The sequence below is a fragment of the Shewanella bicestrii genome (assembly GCF_002216875.1).
Taxonomy (GTDB): domain Bacteria; phylum Pseudomonadota; class Gammaproteobacteria; order Enterobacterales; family Shewanellaceae; genus Shewanella; species Shewanella seohaensis.
Window position 1 is genome coordinate 3631207 of the sequence record NZ_CP022358.1, and the last position, 17516, is coordinate 3648722.

Genomic DNA, 17516 nt, shown 5'->3' on the forward strand with positions numbered 1-17516 from the left:
CTAGGCAAGAAAGCCCATAAAACCAACAAGCAACCCACTCACTGAGAACACTTAACCACCAAGGCGCAACAAGATTAAAACCAACCAACCCAATTCACTTAAGAATAAAAACCATATTCAAACATAAACATAGTGAATTGGCACTCGGGTTTGACTTTGCGTTTTCGCGGTTTAGAATCTAGCCACTTTTATCATTGCGGAGACCCACTGTGGGCACACACATAAGTGACAGTAGATGCCCTGTCCAAGTGACAGGATTAAACACCTAGCACTAGCCCGCAATGTTTTTGCTGCTACCTGCTAGGCAGGGTAGTAGCGTGACGCTTCCTCACTCCACTCCCGTATATTCAATTTAAGCCTTTACCCATGGCCAATCAGCTTATGCTTGCGCTCGGCTATTGGTTTTATCCGGCCTTTGGCTGGAGGGAAAGTGCTGACCATTGAATACATCTTCACCCATGTTTTGCCCCAGTAGGCCTCCCTTACTTTGGGAGTTTACCTATGGCTTATATCAAACATACATCCACCTTTGCCCGGCAACCTTTGGCGCTCTTTGGGCTATGTCTTAGCGTCACAGCGAACGCTTCTTTACTGGACGTTGATGATCCCGGCATCGCCGAGCGTTGCGAGCTGCAACTCGGCTGGCAACAACCTAGATCGGATCACTCTGCGACAGCACTCAAAACGGCGGCAACCTGCAACCAAGGACAATGGGAATGGCACTTAGGGCTTGAACATCAACATCTAAGCGTTGAAGAACAAGCAGACAGCAGCAAGAACCAACAGCAAACCGAGCTGGGCATTAAATTGCCCTTGCCTATCGACACTGGCCCTTGGCAGAGCGCGCTGGCCATTAATCTGCAACACCATCATCAAGATCCTCATCCCATTAGCGCAGAAGTGCTCGGCATTATGGGATATCAGATGGCGGAGCTGGATTTACGCCTCTATAGCAATTTGGGCTTTTATCAACACGCGGCTCAGTCGCCGCAACTGATCGCAGGCATCGCCATTGCCTTAGCGCCGAGCGAAGACCAGCAATGGATCGGCGAAATTTATCGCAAAGCACCCGAGGCACACGCCTACCGTCTTGCCTATCAATGGTTACTCAAAAGACAGTTGCAACTCGAGTTCAGCCTAGGCAATGACCTTAAGGGAAACGCCCAGCAATTCGGTGCAGATATCACTTTTTTCTTTGGCTAATAGCTCGTTGGGAGAATGACCTATGAACATGAACAATAACCAAAAAAACACTAAGCAAATCATCTTAGCCCTGCAACTCATCCTAGAACAACGCGACAGCACGAGCATGGTCGCCTTGGCCAAAGAGCGCCATCCCGCGGACATTGCCACCGCGCTCAGCACCTTTAGTCAGTCGCAGCAATTAGTGTTTTTGCAACTGGCACCGGCAAAAGTTGCCGCCGATTTACTGCGCTATTTAAGCGATGAGCAGCAAGCCGCATTAGTGCAACAGCTTCATAAAACAACACTATCGTCGCTCTTACTGACGATGGCGGCGGATGAGCGCGCCGATCTCTACAATCTGCTCGAACCTGAGCAGCAAAAACTCTTCCTGCCAGTGTTAGCGCAGGCTAAACGGGAAGATCTGCGTACCTTAGCCGCCTACGATAAGACCAAGGTCGGTGCGGCGATGACATCGGATTACACCTTGCTCAATAGTCGACATACCGCCGCCCAGGCGATTGATATGCTTCGTACGGAAACCGCCGACAAAGAAACCATATATCAAGCCTATGTGGTTGATATGTTGGGGCGCTTAATTGGTACCGTCTCACTACGGCAATTACTGCTGGCCCAGCCAGAAGAACTGGTGGTCGATTTTATGAAGCCCAACCCCATTGCCTTGGATGCCAACGCCCAATGCCAAGAAGCGGTGCAGATGATCGCCCATTACGATCTGCTGGCCCTGCCCATCATCAATGGTAAGGGGCAATTGGTGGGGATTGTGACCTATGACGATGCGATGGATATTGCCAGCTCACAGGCCGATCTCGAGTTCACCAAAACCGCGGCCATCGGCAATATCGAACACAATTTAAAGACTGCCAGCATAGGACTACTCTACCGTAAGCGTGTGGTCTGGTTGGTGATTTTGGTCTTTGGCAATATCTTCTCGGGGGCGGGTATCGCCTTTTTCGAAGATACAATTTCGAGCTATGTGTCTTTAGTCTTCTTCCTGCCCTTACTTATCGACAGCGGCGGTAATGCAGGCTCGCAATCCGCTACCCTAATGGTGCGGGGATTAGCCACGGGCGAAGTGATACTCAAGGATTGGCTCTCACTGCTAGGGCGCGAGTTAGGGGTTGCGGGATTACTCGGTGCCAGCATGGCGCTGGCGGTGTCCTTGCTCGGTTTCTGGCGCGGCGGCCCTGAAATTGCCCTCGTCGTCGCACTGACTATGCAAATTGTGGTGATCATTGGCAGCCTGATTGGTATGTCACTGCCCTTTTTACTCAGCAAGTTAAAAATGGATCCAGCTTCAGCCAGCGCGCCACTTATCACCTCAATAGCCGATATCATTGGTGTGCTGGTTTACTTTAGTATTGCCACTCTGATACTCGACTTACCAACGGCATAGGTCGATTGTCATCTAACAAATCGTCACAGCGTTTGCAGTCAAATGCCGCTGTGACGCACAGATTGGTGTCATAGCTTAAAACCACCATGGGAAGGCAAAGGCATTTATCGCTCTGTCTTCCCCTCTGGTTGAGGTCCGTTATTTGCGCCAGTTCATAAATTTGTTGTTTATTAAGAAAATGATAAGAATAAAATGCTGGGGTAGATTACGCTTTTACTAGCCGCATTTTGATTTAACACCTGCCTCACAGGAATCGCCCATTAATCGGCGAACAAGCTGCTGCCATAACAATATCGACAAAGGTTTAGAGGTTTTTTATGTGGTTTCATTCCAAACTCAAAGCAGAAAACGAAGCGCTTAAACAGCGGCTGATGGATCAACAACACAGACACGAATTGGAAATTGAAGAGTTAAAAAACATGGCCAGAGAAAACGAGGCCATGCAGCAACAGTCCCGTCAGCATATTGATCTGTATAGCGAAGTCATTGCCTGCCAAAACCAAGGCGGCGAGATGCTAAATGCAGTGAGAGAAGGCCTAGCCAGCAGCGCTGAATTACTCACCGAAGAACAGGCAGCGCTGTCTGAATTAGATAAAATATTTGATCAAACACGGGTCGCAATTGCCAATTTAGGTAGCCGCGCGACTGACATCAACGAGCAAGCCACCAACAGTATGGATGCCGTAACCGAGCTGAATAACACTACCTCATCGATTAATCAGTTTGTCTCCGCCATTCAAGGCATCTCAGAGCAAACCAACTTACTCGCCCTCAATGCCGCCATCGAAGCGGCTCGTGCGGGAGAAGCTGGCCGAGGCTTTGCCGTGGTCGCCGACGAGGTAAGACAACTCGCCAGCAAAGCCCACGAGGCCAGTAGCCAAATTGAAAAACTGGTAAAGCAGATTGTGGCACAGGCGTCGAATATCAAAGAAATTGTGCACAACAATCAAAACAGTGCCCTAGATGTCGCCTCCTCTTCGACTCAAATCGGCCAAGTGGTTGAAGATGTACTCCAACGCTCCCACAAAATGCAGCAGGTGATCCACAATGCGGCGACAGCTTCTTTTTTAAATACCACTAAACTCGACCACGCAGTATGGAAGAGCCATGTGTATCAATTAATTGAGAAGAATCAACATAACCACAGTGTGAATTCCCATACAGAGTGCCGCTTGGGGCAATGGTATTTCAAAGGATTTGGCGCGGAAAATTATCAGCATTTAAGCAACTTTAAAGCTCTCGACGCTCCCCATAAAGCAGTGCACGATGCGGGTAAAGCGGCGCTGGCAGCAAAACAGAAAGGCAACTTAGCAGACATGGTAAAGCAGTTACATGCTATGGAAGACTCGAGTATGCGGGTTGTGGCTTGCCTCGATAATCTACTGCGAGATGTGTATCGCCAGTAACTCGCAAGTGTCAGCAGAGATGAGCGCCCTTGGGCGCTCTTTTTATTGCTAAATCTCTTTTCCCTTCCCGCTCCTGCACTCGTTGGGTAAATTCCCTCTATACCTGCTTTGCCTCTGAAAGGCATTTCCCCGCCATCACAACCTACAAATACCCCAGAGCCGCCTTGATAGCCTAGGGCTTATCAACTTTACTTCATTGAGAGCATGCAGTGAGACTTGCCGATAACCGTTTCATTTTTAGGGTGATTAATGAAGTTTGTCACACACTTACTACTGGCAGTGTGCCTGTGTATTCTTCCGTACCGGGCGCTTGCCGCCCTCAGTATCTATACCGAAGAATGGGCTCCCATTAGCTTTTCCGTCGACGGCAAACCCGATGGTTTAGCGGTACAAGTGGTGCAAGAAATTCAAAAGCGCGTGAAGAATCAGGATCCCATCAAGGTCGTTCCCTGGGCTCGCGGCTGGAAAATCATGACAGAACAGCCTAATACGGTGCTGTTTGCCATGACCAGAACGCCAGCACGGGAACAACTGTTCAGCATGATCGGCCCTATCGCCACGGGGACCATTAACTTCTATGCCCTAAAAGACAGCCAACTCAACATTAGTTCGATTGATGATGCCAAGCAGGCTAAAGCCGTGGGGGTGTATCGCTCTTCCGTGGAAGATCAATTATTAATGGAGCATCAGTTTACCAATATTGCCCCTTCTACCACGCCGTTACTGAGCGCGAAGCAACTGATGAAAAAGCGTATCGATTTATGGTGCAATACTAATCTCACCGCACCGAGTATTCTCGCCGAAGCGGGCGCAAGTATGGATGACGTAAAATCCCTCTACACGATCAGCGAAAATCATCTGTACATTTCATTTTCGAAGGGAACCCCCAACAAAGAAATAGAACAATGGAAAGAGGCGCTTATCGACATCAAGGCCGATGGCACCTTTGCACAAATTTATCACCGCTGGCTGCCCAATGAGGCGCCGCCAATGGAAACTGAGCGAGTTGGACAATAAATCTTTAGTACAAGGTGTTGAGTGTAAAAAGAAAGGCCGGATAACTGAGTTATCCGGCCTTTTGATGGCAGAGGCTTATGGCTTATTTTGCCAATACGCGCTGATGCAGCTCTTGCACTGACGTCACGTTAGTGCGGTCGTCCGCAGCGTGTGCCATACAAGTGGCGAATGCGGCGTTCATGGTCGTGGTGTAGTTCACTTTGTAACGCAGTGCACCGCGACGTAATTGACGAGAGTCTTCAATCGCTTGACGGCCTTCGGTGGTGTTCACTATGTAGGTGTACTCACCGTTCTTGATGCGGTCAAGAATGTGTGGACGGCCTTCGTGTACCTTGTTCACTAAGCGTGGGTTGATACCCGCTTCACCTAGGATAACCGCAGTACCGTGGGTGGCATCGATTTGATAACCCAGCTCAATCAACTTAGCGGCTAAGTCGGCAACACGTTTCTTGTCGCTGTTACGCACAGACAAGAGTGCACGACCAGACTTAGGCACTTCAGAAGTCGCACCTAACTGCGCCTTAGCATAGGCTTCGGCGAAGGTATCGCCCACGCCCATCACCTCACCTGTTGAGCGCATTTCAGGGCCTAACAGTGGGTCAACGCCAGGGAACTTGTTAAATGGCAGTACCACTTCTTTCACTGAGTAGAAAGGTGGGATCACTTCTTGAGTGAAGTTTTGCGCCTTCAAGCTTTGACCCGCCATCACACGGGCGGCAATCTTAGCTAACGGCACGCCAGTAGCTTTCGACACAAATGGCACGGTACGCGCTGCACGTGGGTTAACTTCAATCATATAGATTTCGTTATTCTTCACGGCAAACTGCACGTTCATCAGACCGACAACACCCAGCTCCATCGCCAACTTGCCGACTTGCACGCGCATGCGATCTTGGATTTCTTGGCTTAGGGTGTAAGGAGGCAGCGAACAACCTGAGTCACCTGAGTGAACACCCGCCTGCTCGATATGCTCCATAATCGCGCCGATAACCACAGTTTCACCGTCACAGACTGCGTCGATATCTACTTCGATAGCATCGTCTAGGAAGTGGTCTAGCAGTACTGGTGAAGCGTTAGATACGCTTACCGCTTCGTTGAAGTAGCGCAGTAAATCCTGTTGGTCGTAAACGATTTCCATCGCGCGGCCGCCCAGTACGTAGGATGGACGCACCACCAGCGGATAACCGATACGCTCGGCGGCAATTACCGCACCTTCTACCGTGGTGACGGTATCATTTTCAGGCTGCTTCATTTCCAGGCGTTGAATCGCTTGCTGGAAACGCTCACGGTCTTCTGCACGGTCAATCGCATCTGGGCTAGTACCAATAATCGGCACACCCGCCGCCTCAAGGGCGCGAGCCAGTTTCAGCGGAGTTTGACCACCGTACTGCACGATAACGCCCTTTGGCTTCTCGATACGGACGATTTCTAACACATCTTCTAGGGTAACAGGCTCGAAGTACAGACGATCTGAGGTGTCGTAGTCAGTAGAAACGGTTTCAGGGTTACAGTTCACCATGATGGTTTCATAACCGTCTTCACGCAGGGCTAATGCCGCGTGCACGCAGCAGTAATCGAATTCGATACCTTGACCGATACGGTTTGGACCACCACCTAACACCATGATTTTGTCACGGTCAGATGGGTTCGCTTCACACTCTTCCTCGTAGGTTGAGTACATGTAAGCGGTGTCAGTCGCAAATTCAGCCGCGCAGGTATCTACGCGCTTGTAAACTGGGTGGATGTCGAAACGGTCACGCAATTTACGGACTTCAGTCTCGTTTACGCCAAGGACCGCCGCCAGACGCGCATCGGCAAAACCTTTACGCTTAAGCTTACGCAGCAGTTCTTCGTTAAGACCGGCTAAACCGCCTTCGGCCACTTGGCCTTCCAGCTTAATCAGCTCTTCAATCTGGACTAAGAACCATGGGTCAATATTGGTTAAACGGAAGATTTCATCCAGGGTTAAACCCGCACGCATCGCATCGGCGATGTACCAAATACGGTCACAGCCAGGCTCTTTTAGCTCGAGGCGGATACGGGCTAACGCATCAGGCTTAGACATGTCAGTAATCGGGTCTAAACCGTGACGGCTTACTTCTAAACCGCGCAGTGCTTTTTGCAGTGACTCTTGGAAAGTACGGCCAATCGCCATTACTTCACCTACAGACTTCATCTGAGTAGTTAAGCGGTCGTTAGAACCAGCGAACTTTTCAAAGTTAAAGCGAGGTACTTTAGTCACAACATAGTCAATTGCAGGCTCGAACGACGCTGGCGTACGGCCGCCAGTAATGTCGTTCATCAGCTCATCGAGGGTGAACCCCACCGCTAACTTGGCCGCAATTTTTGCAATTGGGAAGCCAGTTGCTTTTGATGCCAATGCCGATGAACGCGATACCCGTGGGTTCATCTCGATGATCACCATACGGCCATCTTTCGGGTTGATACCAAACTGTACGTTCGAACCGCCCGTTTCAACCCCAATCTCACGCAGTACGGCCATAGAGGCATTACGCATGATTTGGTATTCTTTGTCAGTCAGAGTTTGCGCGGGTGCAACGGTAATAGAGTCGCCAGTATGCACACCCATTGGGTCGAAGTTTTCGATAGAGCACACGATGATACAGTTGTCGTTACGGTCACGAACCACTTCCATCTCGTATTCTTTCCAACCGATTAAGCTCTCGTCGATGAGCAGCTCTTTGGTTGGCGATAAATCTAAACCTTGAGAACAGATTTCTTCGAACTCTTCCTTGTTATAGGCGATACCACCGCCCGAACCACCCATAGTGAATGATGGACGGATAATACAAGGGAAACCCACTTGTTCAAGCACGCCATAGGCTTCTTCCATGCTGTGGGCGATGCCCGCGCGTGGACATTCTAAGCCAATGCTCTTCATCGCTTTGTCAAAGCGGCTACGGTCTTCTGCTTTATCAATCGCATCGGCGGTTGCACCGATCATTTCAACGTTGAATTCAGCCAGTACACCTTTGGCTTCAAGCTCAAGGGCGCAGTTCAGCGCGGTTTGACCGCCCATGGTTGGCAGAATCGCATCAGGACGTTCTTTGGCGATAATGTTACGCACCACTTCCCATTGGATTGGCTCGATGTAAGTAGCATCGGCCATTTCAGGGTCGGTCATAATGGTGGCAGGGTTAGAGTTCACCAGAATGACGCGGTAACCTTCTTCACGCAGGGCTTTACAGGCTTGAGCGCCTGAATAGTCGAATTCACACGCCTGACCAATAACAATTGGGCCAGCACCTAGGATAAGAATACTCTTTATATCTGTACGTTTTGGCATTGCTTCTCTCTTCTCCTAGCTTGCGTATTACTTAGCGTTCTGACTTTTCGTTACAAGACGATAGTGTTCAATAAGCTCGATAAAGTGATCGAACAGTGGGGCCGCATCGTTCGGACCAGGGCTCGCTTCAGGGTGACCTTGGAAGCTGAACGCAGGTTTGTCCGTCAGATGGATACCTTGCAGTGAACCATCGAACAGTGACTTGTGAGTCACTTTGATATTGGCAGGTAATGTGGCTTCATCGGCAGCAAAACCGTGGTTTTGGCTGGTGATCATCACGTTACCTTTTTCGATATTGCTCACTGGGTGGTTAGCACCATGGTGACCAAACTTCATCTTTAAGGTTTTCGCGCCTGATGCCAATGCCAGTAACTGATGGCCTAAACAGATACCGAAAATTGGCGTATCGGTTTTCAGGATTTGTTGAATCGCTTCAATCGCGTAGTCACATGGCTCTGGGTCACCAGGGCCGTTCGAGAGGAACACACCGTCTGGGTTCATCGCTAACACGTCAGCAGCGGGTGTTTTTGCTGGAACAACCGTCACATCACAGCCACGGTCAACCAACATACGCAGGATGTTTTGCTTAACGCCGTAGTCGTAGGCAACCACTTTGTATTTAAGCGCTTCTGCTGGAGTATCTTCAGGCAAACCGCCCACTAAACGCCAGCTACCTTTACGCCATGGGTAAGCTTTCTCAGTCGTGACTTCTTTCGCTAAATCCATGCCCTTTAAACCAGGGAAGGCTTTAGCCTCAGCCAGTGCTTTCGCTTCATCTAAGTCAGCACCCGCCATGATGCAACCCGCTTGGGCACCTTTTTCACGGAGGATTCGAGTTAATTTACGAGTATCGATATCTGCGATGCCAACAACATTGTTTGCTTTGAGATAATCACTGAGGGTTTGCTGATTGCGGAAACTACTTGCTACGAGTGGAAGATCGCGAATGATTAAACCACAAGCATGAACCCCATTGGATTCGACGTCTTCATTATTGGTACCAGTGTTACCAATGTGGGGGTAGGTTAAAGTTACTATTTGGCGTGAATAAGAGGGATCAGTTAAAATTTCTTGGTATCCTGTCATGGAAGTGTTAAAAACAACTTCACCAACAGAGAGACCATCGGCACCTATCGCTGTGCCAGTGAATACGGTTCCATCTTCGAGTACGAGTAAGGCAGACTTTGTCAACGCGACCTCCATAAAGAGCCAAGCCACTGAAATATAATGTTTTTATGCTATGTTAAGATACCAATTTCCGCTTATTTACGAAATTTTGACAAATTCCAGCGAGTTTACAGGATAAACTCAAACTCGTCTACACCTTGGTATCTGAGTGCAAAAAAAAACGCCAATATGGCGTTTTTTCTGTTAATTCAAACCTAATACCTGCTGCATGTCATACAGACCCGGTTTTTGCTCCACTAACCAATGGGCGGCACGCATAGCGCCATTAGCAAAGGTCATACGACTAGAGGCTTTATGGGTGATCTCTAAACGCTCACCAATATCGGCAAACATGGCGGTATGCTCACCGACTAAGTCGCCCGCGCGCACAGTCGCAAAACCAATCGTTTCACGGTCACGCTCGCCAGTGATCCCTTCGCGGCCATAGACGGCGCATTTTTCAAGATCACGACCTAAGGTCTTGGCAATCACTTCACCCATTTTTAGCGCCGTGCCAGATGGCGCGTCTTTCTTATATCTGTGGTGACCTTCGATAATTTCGATATCGGTGTAATCGCCCATGACCTCTGCGGCCAACTCAAGCAATTTCCACATCAGATTGACACCCACAGACATGTTCGGCGCCATCACTACCGGCGTTTGCTCGGCAAAGGCATTGATCTGTTCTTTTTGAGCATGATTGAAACCAGTTGTGCCGATCACCATGGCTTTCTTATGGCGTACACACCAGTCTAAATGGACAATACTGGCCTCTGGCGCAGTAAAATCAATCAGCACATCAAAGTCATCGGTCGCATAGTCGAGCGAATCCATGATAATGACATTTAACTTACCCACACCAACAAGCTCGCCTGCATCCACGCCAACTAAGCTTGAACCGGGACGCTCGATAGCCGCGCCTAAGCGAATGTGCTCTTGATGATAAGCCGATTCAATAAGAGTCCGTCCCATGCGTCCACCCGCACCGACAATTGCAACTCTCACTTGTCCACCCATTTCAATCTCCTCAAACCTGTTCATCACTTCCATACAAAAACGCCTAAGACTGGCTTAGGCGTTTCAATCACATTAGACGATGTCTAATAACTCTACTTCGAATACTAACGTTGAGTATGGAGGAATAGAAGCACCTGCACCACGCTCACCGTAAGCTAAGTGATGTGGAACATATAACTTCAACTTGGTACCAACTGGCATCAGTTGTAGGGCTTCAGTCCAGCCAGCGATAACGCCAGATACTGGGAATTCAGCTGGTTGGCCACGAACAACAGAGCTGTCGAACACGTCACCATTGATGAAAGAACCGTGGTAGTGAGTGCGAACAGTGTCTTCGTAGGTTGGTTTTGCACCGCTACCTTGAACTAATACTTCGTATTGCAGACCAGAGTCAGTTACGATCACACCTGCACGCTTAGCGTTTTCAGCTAAAAAGGCTTCACCTTCGGCAGAAGCCGCAGCAGCAGCTTGCTCTTGAGCCGCTTGAATACGACGGCTGATCTCAGTGAATGCAACTTGCATATCTTGCATAGATACAGCACTTTCAACGCCAGCAAATGCATCGGCTAAACCTGCTTGAACGGCAGCAATATCCACACCTTCAAAAGAATTAGCAGCCAGTTGCTCGCCCATTTGACGACCTACACCATAGCTTGCTTGCTGTTCAACAGTACTGAATTTATCAGACATAATTAACGACTCTCAATGTTCAATGGAATTTTGCGCGCCAGTTTACCATAGTTCCACGCCCTATGCTGATAAACTGACTGCTTATTTAACTTTGGCGGCGATTTTACGTAACCGATGCGTATTTATCCAGCAATAGCGCCTAATTGCGGCAAGATAAGAACGGCATCTAAACGAGCGCCAAGCCCTAATCGCTATTTTGGTAACACGCATTGGTTTTTAATACTCGCCTTTGCGCTTTGATACAAAGGCTGCATTTGCCCCTGTAATTGCTCGAGTTGGGCGATGCGGCTGCTGTTTGATGGGTGCGTCGATAACAGCTCTGGCCCTTGGCTACCGCCCGCTTTCGACATATTGTGCCACAGCACCACGCTCTGCGCTGGATCGAACCCTGCCCGCGCCATCAACTCCAGCCCCATCACATCGGCCTCACTCTCCTGAGCGCGACCAAAGGGTAAAATCACCCCGACCTGCGCACCCAGTCCTAAGGCCGACATATATAAGTCACGGTTTGAGACACCACTCGCGCCAAGGGCTGCATCGGCGATTTGCATCCCCATGCCCGTCATCTGCGCCCGAGAGACCTGTTCATTACCATGCTGGGCTAATACGTGAGCCACTTCATGGCCTAATACGGTTGCCAGTTGGTCCGGGGTACTCGCGACGTTAAGTAACCCGGTATACACGCCAATGTGTCCGCCAGGCAATGCAAAGGCGTTAACTTGCTCGGAGTTGAACAAGACGACATCCCACTTCTGGCTTTGATCGGGCAGCGCTGCAGTAACGCGATTCGCCACGCAATTTACGTACTGAGTGAGCTTTTTATCGCTGCTGATCTTTTGCTGCTTTTTCATTTCTTCAAAAGAAGCATCCCCCATTTGCTGCATTTGCGATGCCGAATACAGCAAGGTTTGGCCACGCCCCGTAGGCGATTTAGTGGTCGCGCAGCCCGATAATCCTAACGTGAGTCCAACCGCCACTAAGGCAAGTGTTATTGATTTCATAGGGAACTCCTTAATCCGAACGAGGCTGAAGCTAGCAGACTCAACTAATAATGATTAAGATTTTACTGAGATAGCAAGCAGAAGCCAAACGAGATTCAGAATCTTGCCTAGTAGCACGAGTGAGCCAAGTGCCAGTTAACGTGCAATATAGTCTTCCCTTAACATGGCATAGAGGTACTCATCGCCCCATACGCCCTTAAAGAAGATGTTTTTCACATAATGGGCTTCGCGCCGAAAGCCGAGTTTTTCGAGTAATCTACAGCAGGCAAGATTGTCTACATCGGTTATCGCAATAACACGATGCTTATTTAATTCCACAAAGAGATAACCCAGCAATGCGCTGACGGCCTCAAACGCAACCTGCTGGCCTTGATACTCAGGCGCAATCGTAAAGCCGATTTCCATTTGCTGCTCATCGATAAAATGCAGCGCCAAATCGCCCACTAAGGTGGCAGGCGTCGCAAGCGATGCCTCAGAGACAATCGCCAATTGAAACCAAGTGTCTGCCGCGCCAAATTGCGCGTAATCCATGTTCTCGAATAACGAGACAGCATCGCTATAAGAGTAATCCGTCCAGCTTTGATATTTGGCGATCTTAGGGTTGGCTCGATAAGCGGTAAAAGCTTCAAGATCCGCTCGCTGAAATGGCCGAAGCGTAAAACGTTGGGTCGTTAAACCGTGATTTACCATGTGGTGAAGTGCGTTACCTATCGCCAATGTCGACGCCATGCCTGATCCTGTAAATGTAGTAATCCACGTTCCGAGGTTAACTATATAGTTCACCCAGCGGAAACCGGTAAACAGTACCAATAAGTGCTAGCAGTTTATGGATAGCAGCGCGGGCTTATCTCAACGCTTGCCTTTAAAGGCTTTGACGCTGTGCTTATTAATACTGCGACGATTCGCCTGTTTATCCCGCGGTGGACGCTTAGGCGCAACGTTATGCTCAGCACCATCCTCTCTAGCTCTTTCGCTCGGCTTATCGGTCACAGGAAAGTCCGCCAATGATGCTAACGGTAACTCACGCGCCGTCAAGTTGCGGATCGCGGTTAAGCTTGGCATTTCACCATGGCACACCAAAGAGATAGCGAGCCCTTTGGCGCCCGCCCTTGCGGTGCGGCCAATACGGTGCACATACACAGGCGCACTGGTGGGTAAATCTAAATTGATCACCACTGGTAAGGCATCAACATGAATACCACGGGCCATTAAATCCGTCGCCACCACCACTTGAATACGATTGCCTTTAAAGTCGGCCAAGGTTTGGCTGCGCACGGTTTGATCTTTTTCACCGTGCAGTGCAGCAGCATTTATCCCCGCCTTAACGAGTCGTTTCGCTATCGCATCGGCATCATCGCGGGCACTGATAAACACTAGCACTTGCGGCCATTGATATTGTTTGAGTAACGCAATCAATGCCTGTGCCTTACTGCCCTTATTGACTAAATACAGTTGCTCTTCGATTTCGGCGGCGACAGCATTGCGTGTACTGGCCTCAACCCGCAGGGGATCATTGCTCAGCAATTTACCCGCCAAGGAATCCAACGCCTCTGGCAAGGTGGCTGAAAACAGTAAGGTTTGCTTACGCTTAGGCATCATTGCCATCAGCTTTTGCACATCGGGCCAAAATCCCATTTCCAGTAAGCGGTCGGCTTCGTCTAGCACTAGATATTTTATCGAGTCGAGACTGATATAGGACTGCGTGCATAAATCCAATAAGCGCCCAGGGGTTGCCACCACAAACTGCGGATTAGCGGCAAGTTCGGCTAATTGCTCTTCCTGCGCGATGCCGCCACAGAGGAGCTGAATATTCAAAGAAGACGATAACTTACTCGCCAGCGCGTGCAACGCTATCGTTACCTGCTGCGCTAACTCACGCGTTGGCACCAACACTAATGCCAGTGGATTAGACACAGACTCGGATTTAGCCATCGTTTGCTCAGCAATTTGTTGCCAGAGGATTTGCAGCAAAGGTAAACCGAAAGCCAAGGTCTTACCGCTACCGGTTTGCGACAGCGCTAACACATCCCGCCCCGCAAGAATCGCCGGAATCGCTAATTGCTGCACCCGTGTCGGATGCTTGAGCGCGGTAGGCAATACTGAACATAACGCCGCATTGACGCCAAGCTCAGTAAAGGTAAACGACTCAGGGGAAGACTCTGTGGAAGGAGAAGGCTTAGGAATGATCATCGCAACACCAATAAAAACATGGGAGCGAAAGTTTACGCAGAGTTGGCAGTTAATACCAATGTTGTTTCGGCTTTGACTAAAGCCTTGGGGTAGTTGTTTCGTCATATCCAGTGACGTATCGGATTACCAACTATCGACAAGCAATCATTGAGTTATAGGTTTTGAAATCAAAGTCGTGGGTCTTCAACCCACACCCGACCAAGAGGGGATCAACAGCAATCCCCTCTTGGATCTCCCTTGCCGCCCTAGCGAAGTTACATGCATTGGTTAGTGGCCTCATACTCCAATAAAAATCGCCTAACGGCTCAGATGGCACATCCATGTACCCCCGAGCCTGCGTCATCATCCATGATGTCGCCACTGCATTTTTATCTGCGTATTTCGACAACTTCGCAGGGGAAGGTGAACACCTGAAACAGTAACTTGAAATGGTGATCACGAAAGAATTCTGTCTTATTTTTTATTGCAAATTAGAGGTGAAAATATGCTCGATATTTCTTTGAAGATCTAATTGCTAGTATTAGACTTGAAAATTAAATAGCGAATTGAATTCTTCTCTTGAAAGAACTTAATAAGGTTAAATGCAATGATTCCTCGTGGATTAATGATTACACAAAATATTGATGCTAACTCATCTGGATTTACTTTAAATGGAGGAATAGATGCGCAAAATCTTAGACAGTACCTTCTTTTTTGGGATCATCTCGTCTGTCCTCAGAGTAATCTTTTCCATTTTGGTATGGGACAGGATTTTGAGTATTTGATGAATGCTGGCGTAGCACAATATGTAGGCGTAAATTTTAGTGGTAGAACAAATGCTGGTTCAGCTTTTTGGAGAGCTTTAGAGGATAAAGCTTTTGAACAATTACTAACTGATAAAAATATTGAATGGAGTTTAGCATCTAACATTAGGATTCTAGAACTTAATACATTAAAAGAAAGCAAGCAAGAAGCATTATGTTTTAGCCTAATTGATGCACTGAAAGTGTTTACTCCTGAAGTCCCACTTCCAGAAATACTTGAATTCAAACAAAAACGTCAGAATATGCTGCTTGAGTTACGAGATAGCATTGATGAACTCAAAGATAGCATATGTGTATCTCAAAACAGTCTAGAAGCTCTTCAACGAAAAAAAAGAAAAGTTGAAAAGGATATTACAGAGCTAAATCAATTAATTGATGAAACTAAGTTTCCCTCTATACGCAGATGTGCTGTAGATGTTTTAACTGTTGAAGGTGTAGTCGGCTTTACCTCTGCCATGCTAACTGAAATAGGTATAGGTAATGGATATGGCTTAGCTTTAAAAGGTTTATCTGTGATGGGAGGCATTGGCTTTAGCATGATGAAATGCAATCGCCCAGTTAAATTACCTAGTCACCTAAAACAATATGCTTATGTAGCATGTGCTAAACAAGAACTTATTTAGCTTTTGTAATATACAATTTTAACTCTATAAATAAAAATCGGACAGGCATAACTTTTATGCCTGAACAATTTACAGATTACAATTAGAGTCTAAGGAATACACCATCCCCTCGGAGTTGCCGCAGGGCGAATAGGCAAATTGCGTGAGTCTCGCCATGGATGGCGAGATAGCGTCAGTCGAATCAGGGACGAGCGTCTGACGCGATAGCAGAAGGACGCTTAATGCCCAAGGGGTTTTCAACTTCGTTGGGGATGCTGGGGCCAAAAGGGGAACAGGCGCTTTTCCCCTTTTGGTCGGGTGTGGGGTGAAGCCCCACGACTTTGACTTTGGTTTAAAACCAACGAAATCTCAAACTCGATTTGAGATATAAAAAAGCCCCGCTAGTGTTAAACACTGCGAGGCTTTATTTATCTAGTGCGCTGCTAACTAATATAACAGCTGCACCACCCAACCTAATTAGCTATTTAGGTCTTGGAAGAACTTCTTCACGCCATCGAAAAAGCCTTCAGCCTTTGGGCTGTGCTTCTTTGATTCGCCGGTTAAGGTCGCTTCAAACTCACGCAGTAATTCTTTCTGACGCTCGTTGAGGTTAACTGGCGTTTCCATCACGACTTTGCAGAGCAAATCGCCAACGGCATGGCTGCGAACCGATTTAACCCCTTTACCACGCAGACGGAACATACGGCCCGTTTGCGTTTCGGCTGGGATCTTCAAGCTGACTTTACCGTCCAGTGTTGGCACTTCAATCTCACCACCGAGCGCCGCTTTACTGAATGAAATCGGCACTTCGCAGTAGAGGTTGTTGCCATCACGCACGAAAATAGCATGTTCACGCACACTGACCTGAACATATAAATCGCCCGCTGGCGCGCCAAACTCGCCCGCTTCACCTTCACCCGCTAAACGAATACGGTCGCCAGTGTCGACACCTGCTGGGATCTTAACTGACAATGTCTTCGTTTTTTCGACACGGCCATCGCCATGGCACTTAGTACAAGGATCTTTAATGATCTTGCCGCGTCCATGACAGGTTGGACATGGCTGTTGTACGGTGAAGAAACCTTGGCGCATTTGCACTTGGCCTTGACCATGACAGGTTGTACAAGTGGTCGCCGAAGTGCCTTTTTTCGCACCGCTGCCGTCACACACATCACAGCTAGCTAAGGTTGGAATACGCAGTTCTTTGGTGAGGCCTTTTACGGCTTCTTCCAGTGATAACTCTAGGTTGTAACGTAAATCTGAGCCGCGGGCCGCTTGGCGTTGACCGCCACGACGTCCACCGCCGAAAATATCGCCAAAGACATCACCGAAAATATCGCCGAAATCTCCCGCGCCGCCGTAGCCACCACCGCCGCCGCGATTCGGATCCACACCCGCATGACCAAATTGGTCATAGGCCGCTTTTTTGTTGGCATCGGTAAGGATTTCGTAGGCTTCTTTAACTTCTTTAAAGCTCGCCTCAGCAGCTTTGTCGCCAGGGTTGCGATCGGGGTGAAACTTCATCGCCAAACGCTTGTAGGCTTTTTTAATTTCACGTTCGCTGGCGTCACGACCAACGCCTAATACTTCGTAATAATCTCGCTTTGACATAATCTCATGCTTCTCAGCTTAAGTTGAACGAACGGGCGTTAGGGTTTCCCCGTAACGCCCGCCTAGAAATTAACTATTTGAAATCAATCAATTTGATTGAGAGCAA

The 17516-nt window shown here is 48.5% G+C and carries 13 protein-coding genes; 5 read left to right on the plus strand and 8 right to left on the minus strand.

Annotated elements, in window-relative coordinates; genetic code table 11:
• The first annotated feature begins 501 nt into the window (after positions 1 to 501).
• The 4 genes from CF168_RS15935 to CF168_RS15950 all read left to right on the plus strand — a co-directional run bounded on the left by CF168_RS15935 (position 502) and on the right by CF168_RS15950 (position 5022).
• On the plus strand, positions 502 to 1203 hold the full coding sequence (locus CF168_RS15935; protein ID WP_089068306.1) for a hypothetical protein: 702 nt from the start codon (positions 502 to 504) through the stop codon (positions 1201 to 1203).
• Between the two features lie 22 nt (positions 1204 to 1225).
• Positions 1226 to 2599 carry a magnesium transporter gene (gene mgtE / locus CF168_RS15940; RefSeq protein ID WP_089068307.1) on the plus strand — a complete coding sequence of 458 codons (1374 nt, stop codon included), beginning with the start codon at positions 1226 to 1228 and terminating at the stop codon, positions 2597 to 2599.
• A gap of 317 nt (positions 2600 to 2916) precedes the next feature.
• Entirely contained in the window at positions 2917 to 4005 is a 1089-nt protein-coding gene (locus CF168_RS15945) for a methyl-accepting chemotaxis protein (protein WP_011621760.1), read from the plus strand.
• A gap of 249 nt (positions 4006 to 4254) precedes the next feature.
• Entirely contained in the window at positions 4255 to 5022 is a 768-nt protein-coding gene (locus CF168_RS15950) for a substrate-binding periplasmic protein (protein ID WP_089068308.1), read from the plus strand.
• A gap of 82 nt (positions 5023 to 5104) precedes the next feature.
• Here the strand turns inward: CF168_RS15950 and carB are convergent, their stop codons facing one another.
• The 7 genes from carB to CF168_RS15985 form a co-directional block, all read right to left on the minus strand.
• The gene (gene carB, locus CF168_RS15955; protein ID WP_037430414.1) at positions 5105 to 8329 is read right to left on the minus strand and encodes a carbamoyl-phosphate synthase large subunit; all 3225 of its coding nucleotides are present in this window, start codon (positions 8327 to 8329) and stop codon (positions 5105 to 5107) included.
• Positions 8330 to 8356: 27 nt separating this feature from the next.
• Positions 8357 to 9532 carry a glutamine-hydrolyzing carbamoyl-phosphate synthase small subunit gene (gene carA, locus CF168_RS15960; RefSeq protein WP_089068309.1) on the minus strand — a complete coding sequence of 392 codons (1176 nt, stop codon included), beginning with the start codon at positions 9530 to 9532 and terminating at the stop codon, positions 8357 to 8359.
• A 168-nt stretch (positions 9533 to 9700) separates the two neighbouring features.
• Positions 9701 to 10513, minus strand: coding sequence for a 4-hydroxy-tetrahydrodipicolinate reductase (dapB, locus tag CF168_RS15965; protein ID WP_011716092.1), 813 nt, complete (start codon positions 10511 to 10513; stop codon positions 9701 to 9703).
• 72 nt (positions 10514 to 10585) lie between these two features.
• Entirely contained in the window at positions 10586 to 11203 is a 618-nt protein-coding gene (locus CF168_RS15970) for an FKBP-type peptidyl-prolyl cis-trans isomerase (RefSeq protein ID WP_089068310.1), read from the minus strand.
• Between the two features lie 191 nt (positions 11204 to 11394).
• Positions 11395 to 12204 carry a M48 family metallopeptidase gene (locus tag CF168_RS15975; protein ID WP_089068311.1) on the minus strand — a complete coding sequence of 270 codons (810 nt, stop codon included), beginning with the start codon at positions 12202 to 12204 and terminating at the stop codon, positions 11395 to 11397.
• A gap of 135 nt (positions 12205 to 12339) precedes the next feature.
• Positions 12340 to 12933 (minus strand): GNAT family N-acetyltransferase, encoded by a 594-nt coding sequence (locus CF168_RS15980; RefSeq protein ID WP_089068312.1) that lies wholly within the window; start codon positions 12931 to 12933, stop codon positions 12340 to 12342.
• Between the two features lie 120 nt (positions 12934 to 13053).
• A complete protein-coding gene (locus CF168_RS15985; protein ID WP_089068992.1) occupies positions 13054 to 14394 on the minus strand; it encodes a DEAD/DEAH box helicase in 1341 nt (446 codons plus the stop codon).
• A 586-nt stretch (positions 14395 to 14980) separates the two neighbouring features.
• Here CF168_RS15985 and CF168_RS15995 point away from each other — a divergent pair.
• Positions 14981 to 15820, plus strand: coding sequence for a DUF6236 family protein (locus tag CF168_RS15995; protein ID WP_089068314.1), 840 nt, complete (start codon positions 14981 to 14983; stop codon positions 15818 to 15820).
• A gap of 456 nt (positions 15821 to 16276) precedes the next feature.
• On the opposite strand, the gene dnaJ is transcribed toward CF168_RS15995, so the two are convergent.
• Positions 16277 to 17410: a molecular chaperone DnaJ gene (dnaJ, locus tag CF168_RS16000; protein WP_037414972.1), complete on the minus strand. Its 1134-nt coding sequence runs from the start codon at positions 17408 to 17410 to the stop codon at positions 16277 to 16279.
• Positions 17411 to 17516 lie beyond the last annotated feature (106 nt).